This window comes from Nocardioides sp. NBC_00850 (genome assembly GCF_045207335.1).
Classification (GTDB): domain Bacteria; phylum Actinomycetota; class Actinomycetes; order Propionibacteriales; family Nocardioidaceae; genus Nocardioides.
Genome location: NZ_CP108845.1, coordinates 504729 through 524563 on the forward strand (window position 1 = coordinate 504729; position 19835 = coordinate 524563).

Sequence of the window (19835 nt, forward strand, 5' to 3'; positions counted from 1 at the left end):
GAAAGTCTACGTTGCCGGTGCGGGCGTCTTCTCCAGCATCTCATCAGCGGCGGCCAGGTCCTCGTCCTCACCGGTGAACGGCTCGGAGTCGAGGCGGTCGTGAGCGACCACGGTGAGCAGTGCGTTGAGCACGGCACCGGCCAGGTTGCCCCAGTTGTTGACGTAGCTGAACTGCCACCACCACAGCGCCTCGTCGACGTCGCCGAGACGGTAGTGACGCAGGCCGTACTCCAGGTCGGTCACCAGACTGGCGACGTCGTCGGAGATCTGGCTGTCGACCACGTCCGGGCTGTACGGATCGAAGACGAAGCTGTAGGTGTCGATGTCCCCGAACATCTCGGCGAGCCCCATCCGGAGCTCGTCGACGTCGGCTTCCATGCCCACGTCGGGTTGGAACTCCTCGCGAGGCTCGAAGTCCTGCTGGGCGCCCAGTCGCGCGCCCGCCAGCAGGATCTGGCTCACCTCCAGCAGCAGCATCGGCACAGCGCTGCCCCCATCGCCGTCCGCAGCGATCGCACGCACCGAGAGCAGGAAGCTCTCCACCGAGTCGGCGATGCTGGTGGCGAAGTCCTTGCCGGTCAAGTCATTCGTCATGACGGCCCCCTTCCCGAGGTCCCTTGAATCGTCAGGCTACCGCCGAAGTCGCGGCCTGACGAGGGTAAAGAGTCGGCTCTTAGGGATCGCACAGGTAACGGCTACTCAGCCGCGCGGCGTCCGGCGAAGGCTCGGCCGAGGGTGACCTCGTCGGCGTACTCCAGATCGCCACCGACCGGGAGACCGCTGGCCAGACGGGTGACCTTCAGTCCGAGCGGGCTCAGCTGACGGGTCAGGTACGTCGCCGTCGCCTCGCCCTCGAGGTTGGGGTCCGTGGCGAGGATCACCTCGGTGATCCCGGGGTCGTTGAGCCGCTGGACGAGCTCACGGATACGCAGCTGGTCGGGACCGATCCCGTCGATCGGGCTGATCGCACCGCCGAGCACGTGATAGCGGCCGCGGAACTCGCGGGTGCGCTCGATCGCGACGACGTCCTTGTACTCCTCGACCACGCACAGCACCGACTGCTCGCGACGTGGGTCGCGACAGATTCGGCAGGTCTCCTCCTCGGAGACGTTGAAGCAGACCGAGCAGAACTTCACCTTCGCCTTGACCTCGTTGAGGATCGAGGCCAGCCGATGTACGTCGGCGGGGTCAGCCTGGAGCAGATGGAACGCGATCCGCTGGGCGCTCTTCGGACCTACGCCCGGCAGCCGTCCCAGCTCGTCGATGAGGTCTTGGACCACACCCTCGTACAACTTGGTTATCGCCTGTCTCTAGCTGTGCTGGTTTCAACTGTGTCTGTTTCAGAAGCCGAGCTTGAACGGCGGCTCGCCACCGCCGGGGGCACCACCGAGGCCGCCCGCGAGCGGGCCCATCGCCTCACCGGCGAGATCGTCGGCCTTGCCCTTGGCCTCGCGGTAGGCGGCGACGATCACGGCGCCGAGGTCCTCGAGGTCGTCGGGGTTGCTTCCGTCGAACTCGCCCTGCTTGATCTCCACGCCGACCAGTTCGCCGGTGCCGGTGAGCTTGACGGTCACCGCACCGCCGGCGACGGTGCCGTCGACGATCGTCTCGGCGAGCTTCTCCTGGGCGTCGACGATCTGGCTCTGCAGCGCCTGGGCCTGCTGCATGATCGCGTTGAGGTCGAAGCCGCCCTCGCCGCCGAGGCCTTCGAGTGGGTTCGTCATCTGTGCCGTCCTAGTTGTGAGGAATCTCTTCGATCATCGTTGCACCCAGCTCCTGAGCGAGCAGCGCCTCGGCGCCCATCGCGGCAGGCCCGTCGTAGGCTTGGTCGTCCGGGTTCACAGCGGCATCCGCCTCCGCCAGGCGGGCCACCGTGTCGTCGACAGGGGGCTCGTAGTCGGCCGCACGTGTCGGCCGGATGGCCTCACGAGCCAGCGCGATCGCTCCCGGGTCGGCCGGCTGCGTCGATGACGTCGCGGGCGGCTCCGGCGGAGCCGGCGGCTGGTCGGGTGGCGGCGGCTCGGCGGCCCAGTCGGGTGGTGGCGCCTGCTCGTTCCAGGATGCCTCCGGCGGCTGTTGCGGCTGAGTCGGCTCCTGGGGCTGGCTCGGCTGCGGCGTCGGCGGGGCCTGTCGCTGCGGGGCTCCTTGGCCGCCGCCCGCGACGATCGCCTCGATCTTCGGCTGGATGCCGATCACGTTGACCAGCGCCTGCCCGAGGATCGGCTCGTGCCCGCCGGTCGCGAACCGGTCGCGGAGCCCCGGCGAGGCGAACCCGAGGGTGAGCACGCCGTCGCGGAAGTCGACCACCTGGGCGTTCTGGCCCACCAGCGACCAGGTCGCCCGGCGCAGGCCCTTGGTCTGCGCGATCACGTCGTCCCACAGGCGGCGGACGTCCACGTTGCCCATCCCGCCCGGCGACTGCGCCTGGGGCTGTGTCTGGGGCGGCGTCTGCGGCTGGGCCTGTGGTTGCGACTGTGGCTGGCTCGGCGGCTCGGAAGCGGCCGGCGCCTGCTGAGGAGGCATCTCCGCGGCCGGAGCGGGCTCGCGGGCAGGGTCGGGGGTCGGGGCGTACGCCTGGGCGGGCTCGGGCTGCGGCGCCGCCGGAGCGACCGTCTCGTGTCCCGGCGCACCGACCGACGGTTTCAGCACCGGCCGGTCCTGAGCGGGGGCGGCCGCCGCCGGAGCAGCGGCCACCGTCGGCGTACCACTGATCTCGATCCGCCTCTCCAGACGGTCCAGCCGAGCTGCGAGACCGTCGGCACCGTCCGCGGCGGGCAGCAGCACCCGGGCACAGATCAGCTCGAGCAGAAGTCGTGGCGCGGTGGCGCCGCGCATCTCGGTCAGACCGGTGGCGACCGCATCGGCGGCTCGCGACAGATCATGTGGTCCGAAGCGTCCGGCCTGAGCGACCAGCCGCTCGCCCCCGTCTTCGGAGACGTCGATGAGCCCGGTCGCGGGCGCGTCCGGGACCGCCTTGACGATGACCAGGTCACGCAGCCGCCGCAGCAGGTCCTCGGTGAACCGCCGCGGGTCCTGGCCGGTCTCGATGATCTTGTCGATGACGCCGAAGACCGCGGCGCCGTCATGGGCGGCGAAGGCGTCGACGACCTCGTCCAGCAGCGCGTCCGGGGTGTAGCCGAGCAGACCGGCGGCGAGCTCGTACGTCACGCCCTCAGGCCCCGCACCACCGAGCAGCTGGTCCATGACCGAGAGGCTGTCGCGCATCGACCCGGCGCCTGCGCGCGCGACCAGCGGCAGCGCGGCCGGCTCGACGTTGATCCCCTCTTTCTCGCACAGCGTCGAGATGTAGTCGGAGACCAACTTGGGCGGGAAGAGGCGGAACGGATAGTGATGGGTGCGCGACCGGATCGTCGGAATGACCTTCTCCGGCTCGGTCGTCGCGAAGATGAACCGCAGATGCTCCGGCGGCTCCTCGACGAGCTTGAGCAGCGCGTTGAAGCCCTGCGTCGAGACCATGTGGGCCTCGTCGATGATGTAGACCTTGTAGCGGCTCTTCACCGGCGCGAAGAACGCCTTCTCCCGCAGGTCACGGGCATCGTCCACACCACCGTGCGACGCCGCGTCGATCTCGATCACGTCGATGCTGCCAGGCCCACCACGCGCCAGGTCCCGGCACGACTCGCACTCCCCGCACGGATCCGCGATCGGCGCCTTCTCGCAGTTCAGCGCCCGCGCCAGGATCCGCGCCGAGGTCGTCTTGCCGCAGCCACGTGGACCGGAGAAGAGGTACGCATGGTTGACCCGGTTGCCCGCCAGCGCATTGCGCAGCGGGCCGGTGACGTGATCTTGGCCGATGACCTCGGCAAACGTCTCCGGCCGGTAGCGGCGATAGAGAGCTAGCGGTGCGTCCACCCGATAGACCCTATCCGCCCGCACCGACACTTAGCGACCGCGCGGGGCGCGCTGTCAAGAAATAGAAAAGGCCCCCCACGTACCCAACAGAGCTCGCTTATCCTTGCTGCCTTCCGGCCCTGGGGAGGTTCGACAAGATGTCGCCACATGGGGGGTTGCGGAAGAGTCTAGACGAGTCCGCTCGCCGATCCCAAAGGCGGCCCGCCCGCCCTCCGCCGATTTCCTCCATGATCACGGAGCCGCGTAGGATCCCTCACGGATCTGTCGCCTAGTGGCCTATGGCGCACGGCTGGAATCCGTGTTGGGTTAACGCCCTCGGGGGTTCGAATCCCCCCAGATCCGCCAGCACAAACCGGCGCCTGACCTGCTTTCGAGGAGGTCAGGCGCCGTTCATTTGTCCAGTGCGCGCCGGCCGCTGCGCGCGTAGCAGCGCGATCCCGAGGATCAGCCCTCCGGGCACGATCACGATCGGCGCCACCGGGTCCTCGAATCCGGTGGCGACCAGAGCCACGACACTGACCACACCGAGCAGGATGCCGACGATCGTGGTCGCACGGGCCGCCCGCCGCACGACGCCGTGGTCCCGCAACGCCTCGGCGGCGAACACCATCGACACGAGCGCGAGCAGCGACAAGGCCGACACGAGCGGGACCGTCAGCACGTCGAAGTCCCGCACGAGGGGCGGCAGGTTCTCCGGGTCGGCGAAGAGGCCCAGCCCCAGAGCCACGTACGTCCACCACACGACCAGCGTGGCCAATGCCGACCACCACGCGAGCTGGGCGAGTCGTCCGGGCACCCCGGTGCGGATCTGGCGGGCAGCCAGTGCCAGGAGCACCGGGGACACGAAGAGGAGCAGCCCCGTGAGCAGTGCATAGACCGGATGGTCCTGGGTGATCTCGGCCTGCGTGGAGCTCGCCAGCGCATTGACGGCCACACCCTCACGTTCGGCTGCCGCCACGAGATCCCGCTCGAAGCCGGCTCCGATGGTGACGGCAACCACGACATACCCCGCCAGCACCGCGACCGCGCCGACGTACGCCCGGCCGGCCGATGCCGCCCACTGCGGCCTGGGCTCGTGGTCGACACGGCGTACGGGCTGGTCGCCACGGGCGATCTTCTTGACGTTCATCCCTCAGCCCACCGCGTGCTCGGCCCGGGCCACGGCGTTGCGTCGGGCCGCCTCGACCGGGTTGTCCACGACGAGGACGTGCTCCGGGTCCGGTTCGGTGTGGTGCTGCACGGTGTAGAACCGCACCTCGTGCCCGTCGGGATCATGCAGCAGCGGCAGGATCCAGCCGAGGGTCGCAGGCTGTACGCCGGCGTGCCGCTCGCCGAGCTCGGTCAACCTGTCCGCGAGCGCCCGGAGGGTGCTCTCGTCGCTCACTCCGATCGAGAAGTAGTCGAAACCGGCGGCGGCACGGGCGCGTTCGGGATCGAGCCGCAGGCCCAGGTTCGGGCCACCGTTGGGGTGCACCAGGCAGATGCCGTCGAGCTCGCCGTCCGTCTGAAACTCCACGACGAGCTTGTACCCGAGCCTTGATTCGTACCACCGCTGGGATCGCCGAAGGTCGGCGACCGGCAGCTTGAGGTGGTGGACGCCGGCGAGAGCCGGTGCTTCGTGGTCGCTCATGTCCACTCCTGACTTGCAGTGTGACTGCAATTTCCTAATTACAGTTAGACTGCAACTCGTGCCCTCAGAAGTCAATCCCCCCGCTAGGGGATCTCGTGCCGAGCGGACCGAGCAGGCGATCGTCGCCGCGGCCCACGAACTCTTCGCGCAGCGCGGCTATCGCGGCACCGCGCTGACAGACGTCGCCAAGGCCGCAGGAGTCTCCGACCGAACCATCTACGTCCGCTTCGCCACCAAGGCGCACCTGCTCAAGCGAGTGGTCGACGTGGCCCTCGTCGGTGACGCTCTGCCGATCGCCCTGGCCGATCGCGACTGGATCGACACGGTGATGAACGCCCCGACACTCGAGGAGCGACTGGCTGCGGACGCGGAAGGCACCGCGCTGATGATGGATCGCATCGCGCCCGTCCTCGCCGTAGCCATGCAGGCCGAGGCGGACGAGCCGTTGATCGCGGCGGCAGCCCAGGCGGCTCGCGAGTCGACGCTCGAGCAGGTGCGCGCCTTCTGGGAGAAGCTGCACCGCGACGGGCTGATGAGCCCCGATGCCGACCTCGAGTGGGTGATCGCCACCAGCGCACTGCTGGCCAATGCCGAGACGTACGTCCACATGACGCGCACGCTGCGCTGGGCGCCCGCCCAGTACCAGGCTTGGAGGCACCGCACCTGGCGCCACCTCGCCATGGCCCCGTCTACATGAGGCGCCTCAGTCCAGGACGGCGTACGCCTCGACCTCGACGAGCACGTCGGGCTCGAACAGGTAGTCCACGCCGATAGCGGACAACGGCGGCAGAGGCTGCGGGATGCCAAGCTCGTCGATGACGCTCTCGAGTCCGGCGACGAAGGCGTCGTACTTGTCCGGGGTCCAACCGGTGACGAAGAACCGAAGACGTACGACGTCGGCGAAGGTCGCGCCGGCACCGGCGAGGCCACGGGCGGTGTTGCGGAGGGCATGGGCGAGCTGGCCGGCGAGGTCACCCGGGGCAACGCCACGTCCGAGCTCGTCCCGGGCGATCTGTCCGGCGACATGGATGTGGCGGGTGCCGGTGGCTACGGAGACGTGGTGATACGGCACGGGCTGGAACATGCCTTCGGGGGTGAGTAGATCGACGGACACGATGAGATTCCTTTCGAGGGTTAAGGTTTCTCATGTGTACTTGGTATCCAGAGGACACTTCAACGAGACTAGGTGTCATGCCGGATACCAGCCCGGAGCCGCTGCGCCTGACCCAGGAGCATCGCGAGCTCCTCGACCAGCTCCTCGACAAGTGGTCGCTCCAGGTGCTCGACACGCTGTGCGAGCGGCCACGCCGCTTCAACGAGCTGCGTCAGGCGATCCCGGCGGTGACCCAGAAGTCACTCACCACCGCGCTCCGTCGCCTGGAGCGCAACGGCATGGTCGAGCGCGTGGTGCTGAGCACCCGTCCGGTCGCGGTGGAATACCGCATCACCGCGCTGGGCAGCACCCTGCAGGACCTCATCGACCGGCTCTACCACTGGACGACCACGACCCTTCCCGAGGTCGAAGCAGCACGCGAGGCCTTCGACCGCTCGGTCTGATCCGCTACATCGAGCTCTTGCGTCGTGAGAACAGCGGCCGCAGGACCAGCCCGAGGCCGAGCGCACCGCCGCCGGCGATCCCCCACCAGATCGCGTTCTCGCGAACGGCCGCGAGGGGATCGACCTTCTCACGGGCCATCGGGGCCTGCTCGGTCTCTGGCGGAGCGGCGGCCTCCTTGACGGCCGGGCGGGTGAGCGCGGCGTAGGCGTTCACCACACCGGCACCCCAGTAGCGGCCGCCCTGGCCCTCGCGGCCCGACGTGGTGCTGTAGAGGCGGTCGATGACCTGCTGAGCGCTCCAGCCGCTGTTGGTGGACCAGATTAGGGCGAGTACGCCCGCGACCTCTGCCGACGCGAAGGACGTCGTGATCGAGTCGACCCAGCACGGCTGACCGAAGAGCGTCGTCGAGGCGGCACCGTACGTCGGAGCGACGACGTCGGTGTTGGAGTTGGGCAGCACCGTGAAATCCGGGTCGGAGGCCCAGGTGCCGGAGGCGCTGACCGTCACGACCGGGTCGTCGGCGTTCGGGAAGACCTTGGGCGCGATGTCCAGGGGATCGGTGTCGGTGGTGACACCGGACCAGTCCGCGGCCATCACCACGATGGCGCCCTTCTTGGTGAGCGTGTCGACGGCCGCGTCGAGGCCGGGAGCAGCTTGCGTCGCGGGTAGACCGATGTCGACGATCAGCCCCTTCGCGTTGCCCTTGGCCAGCGAGTTGAGCTCGGCGGTCATCTGCTTGGCGTCGACCGTGGACTTCTCCTGGCCGACCTTGAGGACTGGGTGGTCGCTGAGCTTCGCCTTGGGCGCGATCTGGGAGATCAGGCCGGCTGCGACGGTGCCGTAGTAGGCCTTCGCGCTGCGGCTGTAACCGGAGTCGACCACCGCGACACGGATCCCCTGGCCCTGCTTGCTCACCTGCTGAGCCTCAGGGATCCGCATGATCGCGAACGGAGCGACACCGTCGGGAACCGGCGCCGTCTTGGTGTCCACCTTCTGCGGGGAACCGCCGGTGTTGGTCGCATAGGCCGAGCAGTCGGCCCTCTCCTCCGCTGCGTACGCAGGTCCCGGACTGCCCAGCAGCGACAACCCACCGACGACGGCAACGAGCGCGACGCCGCTACGCACCAGCATCACTCGGTCGCCACGCACTTGCTCTCCTGGACCTCGTCAGAGTTGGGCGGACACAGCGCCAGCTCGGTCGAGAGCGCAGCTCCGCCGGGGAGCAGCCGCAGCCAGGTGCCGGGCACGATCGGGCCCGAGTCGGTCTTCAGGCCGAGCCGCTCGACCGTGACCGGCCCGTCCAGCGTGTTGGCGGTGCCGCGGGCATCGATCAGATATGGCGTCGCGCTCTTCTTGTCGAGCTCCTCGCCGTTGGCGGCGTAGACGAAGGCTCCCTTGCCGGGATCGACCCGGGCCGAGGTGAAGTCGCCGGCGGCAGGAGGCTCCGAAGTCGGCCAGGCCGTCTCGCCCGGATCGATGCCGAGCCGCACGGTCGTCTCGTCCTCGGTCTCGAGCTCGGCACATACGCTGCCGGTGCCGGCCTCGAGGGACTCGTCGGGCCAGAAGGTCTCTAGACGCTCGCCGTTGATATTCGGCTGCGAGTCCAGCGACTGCTGGTTGGCCTTGCTGCCGAAGACGACGTCATAGACCTCGCTGGTGAATTCGTCCATCCGGATCCAGCCGGACTCCGTCATCAGGTAGTTGTTGGCCTGATAGTTGGCCTTGGTGCCGATCGGGTAGTCCTCACCCTCGACCGTGCCGCCGGCCTTGGTGAACGCGCCCCCGAAGGAATCACCCGACAGCGGCGCGCCGGCCGGGAAGAGGTTGACCCATGCCTGGGGCACTGTCGGCGTCGAGACAGGGTCGCTGAAGATACGGTCCGCATAGGTCTCCGCGTCACCCTCGACCTTGTAGCTGTAAGCCTGGGCGTACCCCTCGCTCTCGTGCTCGGCGATGAGGTAGGTGCCGTCCTCGGTCTGCACCATGAAACCGGTGTCCGTGGCCGGCTGCACGTCGGGTTTCGCAGAGATGTTCAGGTGCGTACCTGCACCGTTGGCGGTGCATGCCGTCCAGCCGGTGTTGATGAAGTCGGACTTCAGCGGCAGCTCCTCAGGGACGTCGGGTCCGCCGAGGCCGATCGTGCCCTTGGGGAACTCCTTGTCGATCTCCTCCTGGTCGATGACCTTGGACTTCTTCTCCAGGTCGAGCCCGAGGATGAGCTGGGCACTGGCCAGGTTGACGACCGGGTACAGCGCCCTGTCGTTCTCGGGGCCGGTGACGACGTAGCGCGCACCGCCCTTGGTGACGATCAGGCCGTCCTCGTCGGCCCAGCCGGTCGCGGCCTTGGGCGAGAGGAAGTGGGCGACGGCGCCGCCAGCGATGAGCAGCACCGCGAGTACGACGCCACCGAAGACCGAGCGGCCAGGTCGGGCCGGTTCCACCTCGCGCCCACCCGGGGCGCCGGAGAGGAACGCGGAGACGAGCCGGCGGCGGCTGAAGGCATGGGCCTCTACGAGGTCCTTCTTGCTGGCCATCAGAAACCAGCCACCGCGGCGCCGAAGAGGCCCGAGGCGAGCACCATCAGCGGCAGCATCGCGAGCAGGCAGGTGGTCTCGGCGACATCGGCCAGCCGACCACGACGGATCGAGCCGACATCGGGGACCAGCGTCAGGACCAGGAGTACGCCACCCGCAGCCGCCAGCACGACGGCGGTCGTCGGCCGCCACGACTCGTGGTAGACGAGCAGCGCGGCACCGATCGCGAGCAGGCCGGCGATCCCGGAGACCAGACCGACGAGCACCTCCGACCCCGTCCGGTACTGCCGGGTGCGCAGCATCAGTACGACACACGCGGCGAGAGCCAGCAGTGTGCCGAAGAGCCCGAGCCGCACCACGAACGGCGAGGTCAGCACGACCAGGACGCCGACGGAGAGGGAGATCGCGACCAGGATCTCGTGGGCGACCTTGGCGTCGACCTTGACCTGGTCGGCCCGGATCTCGTCCGGGTCGAGGTTGATGTCCTCGTCGGAGTAGAGCTGGGGGACGTCGGTCTTGGTCGTGCTCAGCGCGAGCCACGGGAAGAAGCTGCCGGCCAGCACCACGACGACCAGCACGATCCCGAGCACCACCCCGGCCTTCCAGCCGGTCGCGCTCAGCAGCATGCCGGCCACCAGGAAGACGCCACCGACGAGCGCACCGGGCATCGCCAGCATCCGGGCCTCGCCCAGACCGAGGAAGCCGATCGCGGCGGCGAGCATCGCGCCCGCGCCGGCGAAGGCCAGCGGCATCCCGACGCCACCATCGAGGGAGGCCGACCCGATCAGGAAGCCGGCGACCGCGCCGTAGACCTCACCGATCCACACCGCGGCGATCGCAGCGTCGTTCTCGGCCTCGAGCCGGGAGAGCACGATCGCACCTCCGGCGAGGACGATGCCGATCACCCCGGCAGCGACGCCGGCGAGCATCGACGGCGCCTGGGTCCACAGCGCACCGGCGCCGAGGAGCAGCAGCAGCGCGGCGGCCAGCAGTGACGTACGTCGTCCTGCTTCCGGCTTCCAGGGGGCCATCTCGCTCTCGACGACGTCGGTCATCGCCTCGACCACGTCGTCATAGACCCGCGGCGGCTTGTCGTCGATGCCGGCGCTGACCGTGAGCACGCCGCCGTCCTCGACGCCCTGCGGGATCAGACCGAGGTCACCGGCGAGCTTGCGGCCGTCGGCGAGCACGACGCGGTAGCCGGCGTACGCCGTCTGCGGGTCGAGCAACCCGACGCTTCGCGCAAGCTCCGGCACGAGCTCCGCCACCGGCACCGAGCCCGGCAGCACCAGATCCATCCGACGTGTGCCGGAGGCGACTGTGACCCGGACCAGCCCAGTGGGCGCCACCTGCGCCTGCGTCATTTCACGAACTCCTCGCGTCGTGCCTGTGCCCGAGACGAACCGACCGAATGTCCCGAGAGCTAGACCTACCTCGCGCCCGCTGAATCAGACAGCGGACATCAGCGCTGACTTTGCCATAAAACAAGCACCGAGGGGACCGGTGCCCCGCACCGATCCCCTCGTGTTGCCTGTGTGCTGAAGAACTCAGCCGCCGAAGCCGCCGGCACCGCGGCGGTCCGCGGCGTGCATGTCAGCGTTGGCCTCGTTGACGAACTTGCTGCCCCGGTCCAGAGCCATGCCGAGCTCGCGGATGCTCTGGTTCCACTTGGCCTGCGCCCGGTTGTAGGCGTCAGCCGCCTCACCGGTGAAGTTCTCCTGGAGGCCGAGGATGTGACGCTCGAGCTCGTCGAGCTCGCGGTCCATGTCCGCAACGCCCTTGAGCAGGACGTCGGTGATGGAGCCCATCTTCCCGTGGTTTACGACAATCTCTTCACCCATGTCAGTTCCTTCCAGTCCTGTGCTTGAAATGCGGCCTGACCGGGTGGTCAGCCACCCATCTTGTAGGAGATGCTGTCCATGCTGGAGGTGACGGAGCTGGACTGCCCGGCAACATCCTCGTCGGCCTGGCTACCGACCTTGCGGGCGTTCTCGAGACCCGCGGTGAGCTCGTCGAGCGCGTTGGTGATCTCGCGCGACTTCTCGTTGTAGGTGTTCATCAGCTGCTGGAACGAGGTGCCGCCGGCACCCTTCCAGCCCGATGCGCCCTCCGCCTGGGCCTCCGAGACGGTGCGGCTGTTGACGCTCTGCAGCTTGGCCTTGGTCTCGTTGATGAAGTTGACGGCGGTGTTGATCGCCTGGCCTTGCTTGATCTCACTGCTCATGGTGCTGTCCTTCCACCGGCGGAACCGGTTTTCCTAGGTTAGATACCTGTTGGAGCCCGGCTCCCGATGGGCTCCCCCGAGGTCCGGACAATGTGTTCTTACCCCGTCTCCGGAGTTCTAAACACAAATCTCTGAACTTTTTCAGCCCTGCTGTCTAGCCGTTGAAACCCGATTCCCACAGGTGTCGGAAGAACCCTGAGGAAACCACGAACGAAGCGATGACCGCGGCGCCGCACAGCGACTCCGCCCAGTCGGCCCGAGACGCCCATTTCGCCGAGCGCCAGCCCCGGCCGGTCGCGATCGCCGCGATGATGACGGCGAACCCGATCACCACGACTCCCAGACCGAACCAGGAGACCAGCTCCGGGTCGGCCCAGCCTACGAAGGCACGGACCCCGGCCGCCAGCGCAATAACCCCGGCAACCCGAAGTACGCCACGCGGCAGCCAATAGCGATAGCTGCGTGCCGAGAGCAGGATGACGAAGGCACCGGCCAGCAGAACCAGCCAGACACCGATCCGGTCCACGTCGTCCGTCGCGGTCGCGACGAGTGCCGGCCCGCTCACCGCGACCACGGCGAGAACCGCCCAGGAGGCCGCCGCCAGGGTGCGGGCGCCACGCCCTGCCACCTCGGTGACCTCATCGATCGGGACCGTCGCCTTGCCGGAGGTGGTCTTGGCCCGTGCCGACCAGGCGGTCACCGACAGCTTGGAGACATCGAGGAGATAGGAGTCAGGGACGTCGACGGCGTACGACGGGACGATCCGCGCCGCCAGCGCGGCAGCCGCGAACAGGATCGACCACGGCACCTGCGGCGAGGTGCCGAGCAGGGCGCACAGCGCGGTCACCACGAAGACGACGACGCCGGTCGTCGTCCAGATCTTCAGGGCCTCGTCGACGGTGTCGACGAGCGACCGCGAGATCGTCGCGACGACCGCGGCGCTCAACCCGGCCACGCCGACCGCCATCGGCAGCGTCTCGGGCGCCGGGTCGACGGTGATGACGAAGGCGGCGCCCGCAGCGAAGGCCGGGGCGGCGATCGCTCGGCGCGCTGCGTACGGCCCCGCGGGGATGATGCCGATCAAGGCGCCGAGCGCGAGCAGGCCGGCGATGGCCAGTCGCTGCCAACCGTCGGCCTGGGCGCCGAACCCGGCCGCGGCGACCGCCAGGAGGGTGGCCAGACCGACCCAGTAGAACGAGAAGCTGCCTGCTCGGACCGGGGCGGCCGTCTCGACGACCTCGCGCCGCGCGTAGGCCTGGGTGGGCGGCGAGTCGGCGGCGAGCAGGGCGCCCGAGGTGATGCCGCGTGAGGCGAGCGACGCGTCCGGCTGGATCACCTCGCCACGGCGGTCGCGCAGCACCGGAGCCGCGGGCAGCCCGACGGCCGTGGCGTACTCCCGCGCCAGGTCCGAGGCGTGCGCATCGGACGGAACGACGATGTCGACCACTCCGGCGGTGCCGTGGACCGTGACCGCCAGGCCGCCTGCTGCGAGCGCCGGCTCAACGGCATCGGCCGTCTGAGTGGGCATGACACCTCCCGGATGCGTGATGACCCTGTGACAGAGTTCCACATCGGAAGCTCCACCGCCCGTTTTACCCGACCGGCACGGTTAAGGGTAGTAGCCGGGTAGCGGGCACTCTAAGATCCTGACCACCTGCGGCATCCGGGCCCGCGGGGCACTGAACCAGTCTCAGGGGGACACGTGACCATCGCTGCGACAGCCGGCGGTACCCGCACCGAGGAGCCGGAGGTCCCCGAGGGGGAGCTGGCTCTGAATGCTCCGCCGGCTATCGAAGAGGGCGAGGGCGTCGGGGGCATCCTGATGAACGCCATCCCCATGCTCGGTGGCCTCGGGTCGATCGTGCTCATCGCGACCATGCAGTCGGGCGCGGGCGGCTCCCCGCCGATCCAGCGCTACATCGCCGCCGGTATGTTCCTCTTCGCGACGCTCGGCTTCATCTTCGTGCAGATCGACCGGCAGCGTAAGCAGAAGCAGAAGCAGGTCGGTGGGCAGCGCACCGACTACCTGCGCTATCTGGCCGGCATCCGGCAGTCGGCGCGCAGGGCCGGTGAGCAGCAGCGCAAGGCGCTGACCTGGCACTATCCGGCGCCGTCCTCGCTGCCCGCGATCGCCGAGGAACGCAGCCGGCTGTGGGAGCGCTCGAACACCCACAAGCGCTATCTCGACGTCCGCTACGGCGTCGCTCACCAGCCTTTGGCCCTGACCCTGGTGCCGCCTCAGCAGACCCCGATCGACCAGGTCGACCCGGCCTCGGCGAGCGCGCTGCACCGGCTGCTGACCGTCCACCGGGTCCAGCCCGACCTGCCGGCGGCGACCAACCTGCGCGGTTTCGACAAGATGGAGATCTGCGGCAACGAGGACCAGGCCCGTGCGCTCGCCCGCGCGCTGATCTGCGGGATGACCGCCTTCCACTCGCCGGAGCAGCTGATCGTCGCCGTGCTCACCTCCGAGCGCAACCTGGCCGAGTGGGACTGGGTCAAGTGGCTCCCGCACGCGCAGAGCGGCCGCGAGGTCGACGCGGTCGGGCCGCGTCGCATGGTGGTCACCAACATCAACGACCTCGGCGCCCTTCTCCCGACCGAGGTCGGCGAGCGTGCCCGCTGGGGCACCGACGACCGGATCCCCTCGCCGCAGGTCGTGGTCATCGTCGACGGCGGCTCAGTCCCGCCGGGCAACCACGTGCTCCCCGACGACGGCATCCAGGGCGTCACGGTCATCGACCTGCCGACCCACTGGGACGAGCTGTTCGACTCCAGCCGAGTGCGGTTCCTCATCGACGACGAGGAGCCCGACGAGAACAACACGGTCTCCGGCTACCAGGTGCGCGTACGCATGGACCCGGTCCGTCTGCGCGTGGACCAGATGAGCATGGCCGACGCCGAGGCCTACGCCCGCCGCCTCACTGCGCTCTACACGGTGGCCCCGGAGGGTTCCGACGCGGCCGCCGAGACGCCTCAGGACACCGAGATCGCGGCCCCGAAGGACTACATGGCGCTGCTCGGTCTGGGCGACGTACGCTCCTTCGACCCGGACGTCGCCTGGCGTCCTCGCGCCAACCGAGACCGGCTGCGCGTGCCGGTCGGCGTCGGTGAGGCCGGCCAGCAGATCTACATGGACATCAAGGAGTCGGCCCAGCAGGGTATGGGGCCGCACGGCCTCGTCATCGGCGCGACCGGTTCCGGTAAGTCGGAGTTCCTCCGCACCCTCGTCCTCGGTCTGGTGCTCACCCACCCGCCGGAGGTCCTCAACCTGGTGCTGGTCGACTTCAAGGGTGGTGCGACCTTCGCCGGGATGGCGGGCATGCCGCACGTCTCCGCGGTGATCACCAACCTCGAGGGCGAGCTCACCCTGGTCGACCGTATGCAGGACGCGCTCTCCGGTGAGATGACCCGCCGCCAGGAGCTTCTGCGCGAAGCCGGCAACTTCTCCTCTCTGAAGGACTACGAGAAGGCGCGTACGCAGGACCCCTCGATGGATCCGCTGCCGTCGCTCTTCATCGTGGTCGACGAGTTCTCCGAGATGCTCTCGGCCAAGCCCGAGTTCATCGACCTGTTCGTCGCGATCGGTCGTCTGGGCCGATCCCTCGGCATCCACCTGCTGCTCGCCTCGCAGCGCCTCGAGGAGGGCCGTCTGCGCGGGCTCGACTCGCACCTCTCCTACCGCGTCGGCCTGCGCACGTTCTCCGCGCAGGAGTCGCGGACCGTGCTCGGTGTGCCGGACGCCTACGAGCTCCCGGCGATCCCCGGCCTCGGTTACCTCAAGCCCGACCCGACCAACATGCAACGGTTCCGGGCTGCGTACGTCTCCGGGCCGCCGGCCGCGGGGTCACGGGTCCGCCGCGACGAGGGCGGCAAGCTGCAGGGCATCTACCCGTTCTCGATCGCCGAGGTGAAGCAGCTGGCGATGCCGGTCGAGGAGGAAGAGCGTCCGGCCACCCCGGTGGTAGGCGCGGACGGCGTCGAGAAGTCGATGCTCGACATCGCCGTCGACCGGATGACCGGCCACGGCGCGCCGGCCCACCAGGTCTGGCTGCCGCCGCTCGACATCCCCGACACGCTCGACACGCTGATGCCCGATCTGACCACCTCGCCCGAGCTCGGCCTGCACTCGCCGGCCTGGAAGCGGCTCGGTGGGCTGGTGGTGCCGCTCGGCATCGTCGACAAGCCGCGTGAGCAGCTTCGCGACACGCTCACGGTCGACCTGCGCGGGGCCGCCGGTCACGTCGCGGTCATCGGTGCGCCCCGCACCGGCAAGTCGACCACGCTCCGCACCATCGTCACGTCCATGTCGCTGACCATGACGCCGCAGGAGGTGCAGTTCTTCGTCCTCGACTTCGGTGGCGGCACGTTCGCGCCGCTGGCCAAGCTCCCGCACGTCTCCGGTGTCGGCACCCGTTCCGAGCCCGACGTCGTACGCCGCGTCCTGGCCGAGATCTCCGGCATCATCGACCGCCGCGAGGCCTACTTCCGGGCGCAGGGCATCGACTCGATCGAGACCTACCGCACCCGCCGCGCTCGCGGACAGGCCGACGACGGCTGGGGCGACGTCTTCCTCGTCATCGACGGGTGGGGCACGCTGCGCGCCGACTTCGACGACCTCGAGTACGCCATCCAGGAGATCGCTCCGCGCGGCCTGACCTTCGGCGTCCACATCGTTGCCGCAGCCGGTCGTTGGGCCGAGTTCCGCTCCTCGATGCGCGACGTCTTCGGCACCAAGCTCGAGCTCCGTCTGGGCGACCCGATGGACTCCGAGCTCGACCGCAAGCTCGCCGCCCTGGTCCCGACCGGGCGCCCGGGTCGAGGCATCGTGAAGGAGAAGCTCCACTTCCTCAGCGCCCTGCCCCGCATGGACGGCGACGGCTCGGCGGCGACGTTGGGCGACGGCGTCGACGACCTGATCTCCCGGGTCTCCGCGGCCTGGCAGGGTCCCGCCGGACCGAAGCTGCGGCTGCTGCCGGAGCGGATCACGATCGAGCGGATCCGCGAGCAGGCCGGGGTCACCGCGGAGAAGCCCGGCAAGCGACTGCTTCTGGGCATCAACGAGAAGGAGCTGGCCCCGGTCGGCCTCAACCCCGACACCGAGCCTCACCTGCTCGTCTTCGGCGACGGCCAGTCCGGCAAGTCCTCGATGCTGCGCAGCATCGCCCGCGAGATCATGCGAACGCACACGCCCAAGGAGGCGCAGATCGCGGTGGTCGACTACCGGCGGTCGCTGCTCGGCGAGATCCCCGAGGACTACCTGGTCGGCTACCTCACCTCGGCGACGCAGGCCAACCCGACGCTGAACGACCTGGCGGCGTACCTGACCAAGCGGATCCCGGGCCCCGACGTCACGCCCGAGGAGCTTCGCAGCCGGTCCTGGTGGTCCGGCGCGGAGCTGTTCGTGCTCGTCGACGACTACGACCTCGTCTCGACGCAGCAGGGCTCGCCCCTGGCTCCGTTGCAGCCGCTGATGGCTCAGGCCGGCGACGTCGGTCTGCACGTCATCCTCGCCCGCCGCTCGGGTGGTGCCTCGCGTTCCCTCTACGAGTCGGTCATCCAGTCGATGCGCGACCTGGCGATGCCGGGCCTGCTGCTCTCCGGCAACCCGGACGAGGGCCCGCTCATCGGCAACCTGAAGCCGGTCCCGACCCTGCCGGGTCGTGGGCGCCTCGTCACCCGCGACCGCGGCATCGAGGTCATCCAGCTGGCCTGGAGCGAGTCGACGGTGTAGTCCTCGAGCTCTCGAATGACGAACGGCCCGCGACCTGATCCAGGTCGCGGGCCGTTTCGTCATTCGTCTGCGGTCAGAGCGTCCCGGTGCCGTTGTTGTTGGACGCCTTGCGCAACGGTGGGTGGGTCTCGTACTCGTCGGCGGCAGGCATCTCCCACGTCTCGGCAGTGAACCCGTCCTTGCCGGAGATCAGGACCGACGCCTTGTTGAGGTACTCGTAGTCCCCGTCGCCGGCGCGCAACGGGTTGACCAGGTCGTCCCTACCGTCACCGTTGACGTCGGCGACCGCGGGGATCTGAGACCCACTGACGGCGTCGTCGTTCTTGACCGGGTCGTCGATGTCCCACGACGGCTCGGCGACGAACTTCTTGCCCTCGGGGTCGTAGGAGTAGACGCGGATGGCCCACTTCTGGTCCACGATCTCCTGGGTGATCAGCTCGTCCTTCCCGTCACCAGTGACGTCGGCGAAGTTGGACGACCCGGCGACCCGATCACCGTCGGGCCCGGGCACCTCGAGGTCGGTCTTGGTGAGCTTCGAGCCCTGGCTCATCAGCAGGACCACCGCGGCCGGTGAGGCCTCCCTGGCACCCATGATGACGTCGGCTCGCTTGTCGCCGTCGAAGTCACCGACGTCGAAGTTGACGTCGAAGGTGGCGCCCTGCCAGGGACCGGTGTACCAGTCGGTGCTCTTGCCCCAGGTGTTGTCGGCCTTGCTCGGCATGACCGTCACCTGGAACTCGAGGTCCTTGAGCTTCGCCAGGTCGGCGTCCTCCTCGGGCAGCTTGGTCCCGTTGCCGACCGAGATCATGCCGATGTCGTCGCGCCCGTCGCCGTTGAAGTCGGCGCAGAACATGGCCAGGCGCTTGCCCGATGCTGGCACCTGGATGGCACCGTCGGGTTGGTTCTTGGCGTTGGAGTCGACGTTGAACGAGGATCCGATGCCGGAGACCTGCACCACGTCGACCCGCCCGTCGGCGTCCAGGTCCCCGAGCAGGTTGCCGAACTTGAGGCCCTTGGTGGTGCCGGCCTCGAACCCCTTGCCGGTGGATGCGAAGAGGGTCGCGGCGTTGCCGTCCCAGTTGTAGTTGACGTCACCGAACGGCGCACCGAGCACCAGATCGCCCAGCCGGTCCCCGTCGATGTCTCCGCTCACGGCCGGTTTGGGCTTCGCGGGAGTGTTCTCCGTGGTCGCGAGGGTGACTCCAACCGCGGTGCCGCCCGCGACGACGACCGCCAGCGCCGCCGCACCGGCGATCCACCATTTGGCCTTGGCACGTTTGAGCGTGACGGTGGCTCCGGACGCGAAGCCCATCTGTCGCCCGGCCATCGCGGCGAAGCGGTCCCGAACCCGGACCGCCTCGTTCGTACGCTGGGCCGGATCCTTGGTGAGCAGACCACGTTCACCGGAGAGCAGGTCATTGGCCTGCAGGGTGAAGTCATCGCGGCCCGGCAACGTCGGGATCGGCTGTGATCCGTGGGCCATCGCGGTCTCGACGTCGTTCGCCCCGGTGAAGGGAACGGTCCCGGTGACGAGCTCGTAGAACAGGCATCCCAGCGAGTAGAGGTCGCTCGCCGGAGTGGCCGGCGCGCCCATCGCGCGCTCGGGCGCCAGATAGTTCCAGGCACCGGAATGGATCCCGGGCCTGGCGGTCGCGGAGTCATCAGCACGAGCCGCCGCGAAGTCGGCAAGGTAGGCGTACGGCGGGGTGTTGCCGTCGCGCAGCAGGATGTTCGACGGCTTCACGTCGCCGTGCACGACGCCGACCTCGGGCGAGTGGATCGCTGCCAGACCATCGGCGATCTGGGCACAGATGTCGGCGGCCAGCGGGCCGGGTAGACGGCCGCGGGCTTTCAGCAGTGAGCCGAGGTCGCCGCCGTCGGCGAACTGGGAGACCAGGTAGGGGGCGCCGTCGTTGGTCCGGCCGTTGGTGTAGACGCCCATGATGTGGGGCGAGTCCAGCTTGGCCATCAGCGTGGCCTGCTTGTCGAACCGAGACACGAACTCGGGGTCCCGGGCACTGCGCCCGAGGAGCACCTTGATGGCGACCGCTCGGTTGAGGCGGGTGTCGGTGGCCCGGTAGACGACCGCCATCTCGTTGGACGCCACCTGCTGCTCGAGCCGGTAGGGCCCGATCATGCCGGGCGCATCCGCTCCTAACACGGTCGCCGGCAAAGGTGCCTGCACAGGGGGAGGTGGGGGCGGCGGGGCCTGGGTCGGCGGCAGGGTCGTAGGAGGCGGTGGTGGTGCCGGAGCAGGAGGCGGCGGTGGCTGCGGCGTACCG

The 19835-nt window shown here is 69.0% G+C and carries 17 protein-coding genes, 1 tRNA gene and 1 other RNA gene; 4 read left to right on the forward strand and 15 right to left on the reverse strand.

Going from position 1 to position 19835, the window contains the following annotated elements; all coding sequences use genetic code 11:
* Positions 1 to 6 precede the first annotated feature (6 nt).
* From OH802_RS02485 to ffs, 5 genes are all read right to left on the reverse strand, one after another.
* Positions 7 to 594, reverse strand: coding sequence for a DUF5063 domain-containing protein (locus OH802_RS02485; RefSeq protein ID WP_141802328.1), 588 nt, complete (start codon positions 592 to 594; stop codon positions 7 to 9).
* Between the two features lie 101 nt (positions 595 to 695).
* Entirely contained in the window at positions 696 to 1292 is a 597-nt protein-coding gene (gene recR / locus OH802_RS02490) for a recombination mediator RecR (RefSeq protein ID WP_008356228.1), read from the reverse strand.
* Positions 1293 to 1340: 48 nt separating this feature from the next.
* Positions 1341 to 1724 (reverse strand): YbaB/EbfC family nucleoid-associated protein, encoded by a 384-nt coding sequence (locus OH802_RS02495; protein ID WP_406024796.1) that lies wholly within the window; start codon positions 1722 to 1724, stop codon positions 1341 to 1343.
* Positions 1725 to 1734: 10 nt separating this feature from the next.
* Positions 1735 to 3873, reverse strand: coding sequence for a DNA polymerase III subunit gamma and tau (locus tag OH802_RS02500; RefSeq protein WP_406024798.1), 2139 nt, complete (start codon positions 3871 to 3873; stop codon positions 1735 to 1737).
* Positions 3874 to 3939: 66 nt separating this feature from the next.
* Positions 3940 to 4030: signal recognition particle sRNA small type (gene ffs, locus OH802_RS02505), an RNA gene on the reverse strand.
* Positions 4031 to 4130: 100 nt separating this feature from the next.
* Here ffs and OH802_RS02510 point away from each other — a divergent pair.
* Positions 4131 to 4218, forward strand: a tRNA-Ser gene (locus tag OH802_RS02510).
* Between the two features lie 34 nt (positions 4219 to 4252).
* Here the strand turns inward: OH802_RS02510 and OH802_RS02515 are convergent.
* Entirely contained in the window at positions 4253 to 5002 is a 750-nt protein-coding gene (locus tag OH802_RS02515; protein ID WP_406024800.1) for a hypothetical protein, read from the reverse strand.
* Positions 5003 to 5005: 3 nt separating this feature from the next.
* Positions 5006 to 5503 carry a VOC family protein gene (locus OH802_RS02520; protein ID WP_406024802.1) on the reverse strand — a complete coding sequence of 166 codons (498 nt, stop codon included), beginning with the start codon at positions 5501 to 5503 and terminating at the stop codon, positions 5006 to 5008.
* A gap of 58 nt (positions 5504 to 5561) precedes the next feature.
* Here OH802_RS02520 and OH802_RS02525 point away from each other — a divergent pair, with 58 nt between their 5' ends.
* The gene (locus OH802_RS02525; RefSeq protein ID WP_406024804.1) at positions 5562 to 6200 is read left to right on the forward strand and encodes a helix-turn-helix domain-containing protein; all 639 of its coding nucleotides are present in this window, start codon (positions 5562 to 5564) and stop codon (positions 6198 to 6200) included.
* Between the two features lie 6 nt (positions 6201 to 6206).
* Here OH802_RS02525 and OH802_RS02530 read toward each other — a convergent pair whose 3' ends face one another.
* Complete coding sequence (locus OH802_RS02530) at positions 6207 to 6617, reverse strand: RidA family protein (RefSeq protein ID WP_406024806.1); 411 nt, start codon at positions 6615 to 6617, stop codon at positions 6207 to 6209.
* Between the two features lie 77 nt (positions 6618 to 6694).
* On the opposite strand from OH802_RS02530, the gene OH802_RS02535 reads away from it, so the two are divergent.
* On the forward strand, positions 6695 to 7060 hold the full coding sequence (locus tag OH802_RS02535) for a winged helix-turn-helix transcriptional regulator (protein ID WP_406024808.1): 366 nt from the start codon (positions 6695 to 6697) through the stop codon (positions 7058 to 7060).
* 4 nt (positions 7061 to 7064) lie between these two features.
* Here the strand turns inward: OH802_RS02535 and OH802_RS02540 are convergent, their stop codons facing one another.
* The 6 genes from OH802_RS02540 to OH802_RS02565 form a co-directional block, all read right to left on the reverse strand.
* Entirely contained in the window at positions 7065 to 8210 is a 1146-nt protein-coding gene (locus tag OH802_RS02540; protein ID WP_406024810.1) for a S8/S53 family peptidase, read from the reverse strand.
* Positions 8192 to 9595 carry a type VII secretion protein EccB gene (locus OH802_RS02545; protein WP_406024812.1) on the reverse strand — a complete coding sequence of 468 codons (1404 nt, stop codon included), beginning with the start codon at positions 9593 to 9595 and terminating at the stop codon, positions 8192 to 8194. Before OH802_RS02545 ends, OH802_RS02540 begins: the two co-directional genes overlap by 19 nt.
* On the reverse strand, positions 9595 to 10959 hold the full coding sequence (gene eccD, locus OH802_RS02550) for a type VII secretion integral membrane protein EccD (RefSeq protein WP_406024814.1): 1365 nt from the start codon (positions 10957 to 10959) through the stop codon (positions 9595 to 9597). Before eccD ends, OH802_RS02545 begins: the two co-directional genes overlap by 1 nt.
* Before the next feature lie 183 nt (positions 10960 to 11142).
* Positions 11143 to 11436, reverse strand: coding sequence for a WXG100 family type VII secretion target (locus tag OH802_RS02555; RefSeq protein ID WP_406024816.1), 294 nt, complete (start codon positions 11434 to 11436; stop codon positions 11143 to 11145).
* A gap of 47 nt (positions 11437 to 11483) precedes the next feature.
* Complete coding sequence (locus OH802_RS02560) at positions 11484 to 11819, reverse strand: WXG100 family type VII secretion target (protein WP_091043262.1); 336 nt, start codon at positions 11817 to 11819, stop codon at positions 11484 to 11486.
* A gap of 154 nt (positions 11820 to 11973) precedes the next feature.
* The gene (locus OH802_RS02565) at positions 11974 to 13347 is read right to left on the reverse strand and encodes a hypothetical protein (RefSeq protein WP_406024819.1); all 1374 of its coding nucleotides are present in this window, start codon (positions 13345 to 13347) and stop codon (positions 11974 to 11976) included.
* A gap of 174 nt (positions 13348 to 13521) precedes the next feature.
* On the opposite strand from OH802_RS02565, the gene eccCa reads away from it, so the two are divergent.
* Positions 13522 to 17553: a type VII secretion protein EccCa gene (eccCa, locus tag OH802_RS02570; RefSeq protein WP_406024821.1), complete on the forward strand. Its 4032-nt coding sequence runs from the start codon at positions 13522 to 13524 to the stop codon at positions 17551 to 17553.
* A gap of 73 nt (positions 17554 to 17626) precedes the next feature.
* On the opposite strand, the gene OH802_RS02575 is transcribed toward eccCa, so the two are convergent.
* Positions 17627 to 19690 carry a protein kinase domain-containing protein gene (locus OH802_RS02575; protein ID WP_406024823.1) on the reverse strand — a complete coding sequence of 688 codons (2064 nt, stop codon included), beginning with the start codon at positions 19688 to 19690 and terminating at the stop codon, positions 17627 to 17629.
* Positions 19691 to 19835: the final 145 nt, after the last annotated feature.

Bases quoted from the DNA above. Each gene is read 5' to 3' on its own strand.
- OH802_RS02485 (WP_141802328.1), bottom strand. From the start codon at position 594: ATGACGAATGACTTGACCGGCAAGGACTTCGCCACCAGCATCGCCGAC.
- OH802_RS02495 (WP_406024796.1), bottom strand. From the start codon at position 1,724: ATGACGAACCCACTCGAAGGCCTCGGCGGCGAGGGCGGCTTCGACCTC.
- OH802_RS02515 (WP_406024800.1), bottom strand. From the start codon at position 5,002: ATGAACGTCAAGAAGATCGCCCGTGGCGACCAGCCCGTACGCCGTGTC.
- OH802_RS02520 (WP_406024802.1), bottom strand. From the start codon at position 5,503: ATGAGCGACCACGAAGCACCGGCTCTCGCCGGCGTCCACCACCTCAAG.
- OH802_RS02535 (WP_406024808.1), top strand. From the start codon at position 6,695: ATGCCGGATACCAGCCCGGAGCCGCTGCGCCTGACCCAGGAGCATCGC.
- OH802_RS02545 (WP_406024812.1), bottom strand. From the start codon at position 9,595: ATGGCCAGCAAGAAGGACCTCGTAGAGGCCCATGCCTTCAGCCGCCGC.
- eccD (WP_406024814.1), bottom strand. From the start codon at position 10,959: ATGACGCAGGCGCAGGTGGCGCCCACTGGGCTGGTCCGGGTCACAGTC.
- OH802_RS02555 (WP_406024816.1), bottom strand. From the start codon at position 11,436: ATGGGTGAAGAGATTGTCGTAAACCACGGGAAGATGGGCTCCATCACC.
- OH802_RS02560 (WP_091043262.1), bottom strand. From the start codon at position 11,819: ATGAGCAGTGAGATCAAGCAAGGCCAGGCGATCAACACCGCCGTCAAC.
- OH802_RS02565 (WP_406024819.1), bottom strand. From the start codon at position 13,347: ATGCCCACTCAGACGGCCGATGCCGTTGAGCCGGCGCTCGCAGCAGGC.
- OH802_RS02575 (WP_406024823.1), bottom strand. From the start codon at position 19,690: ATGATCGGGCCCTACCGGCTCGAGCAGCAGGTGGCGTCCAACGAGATG.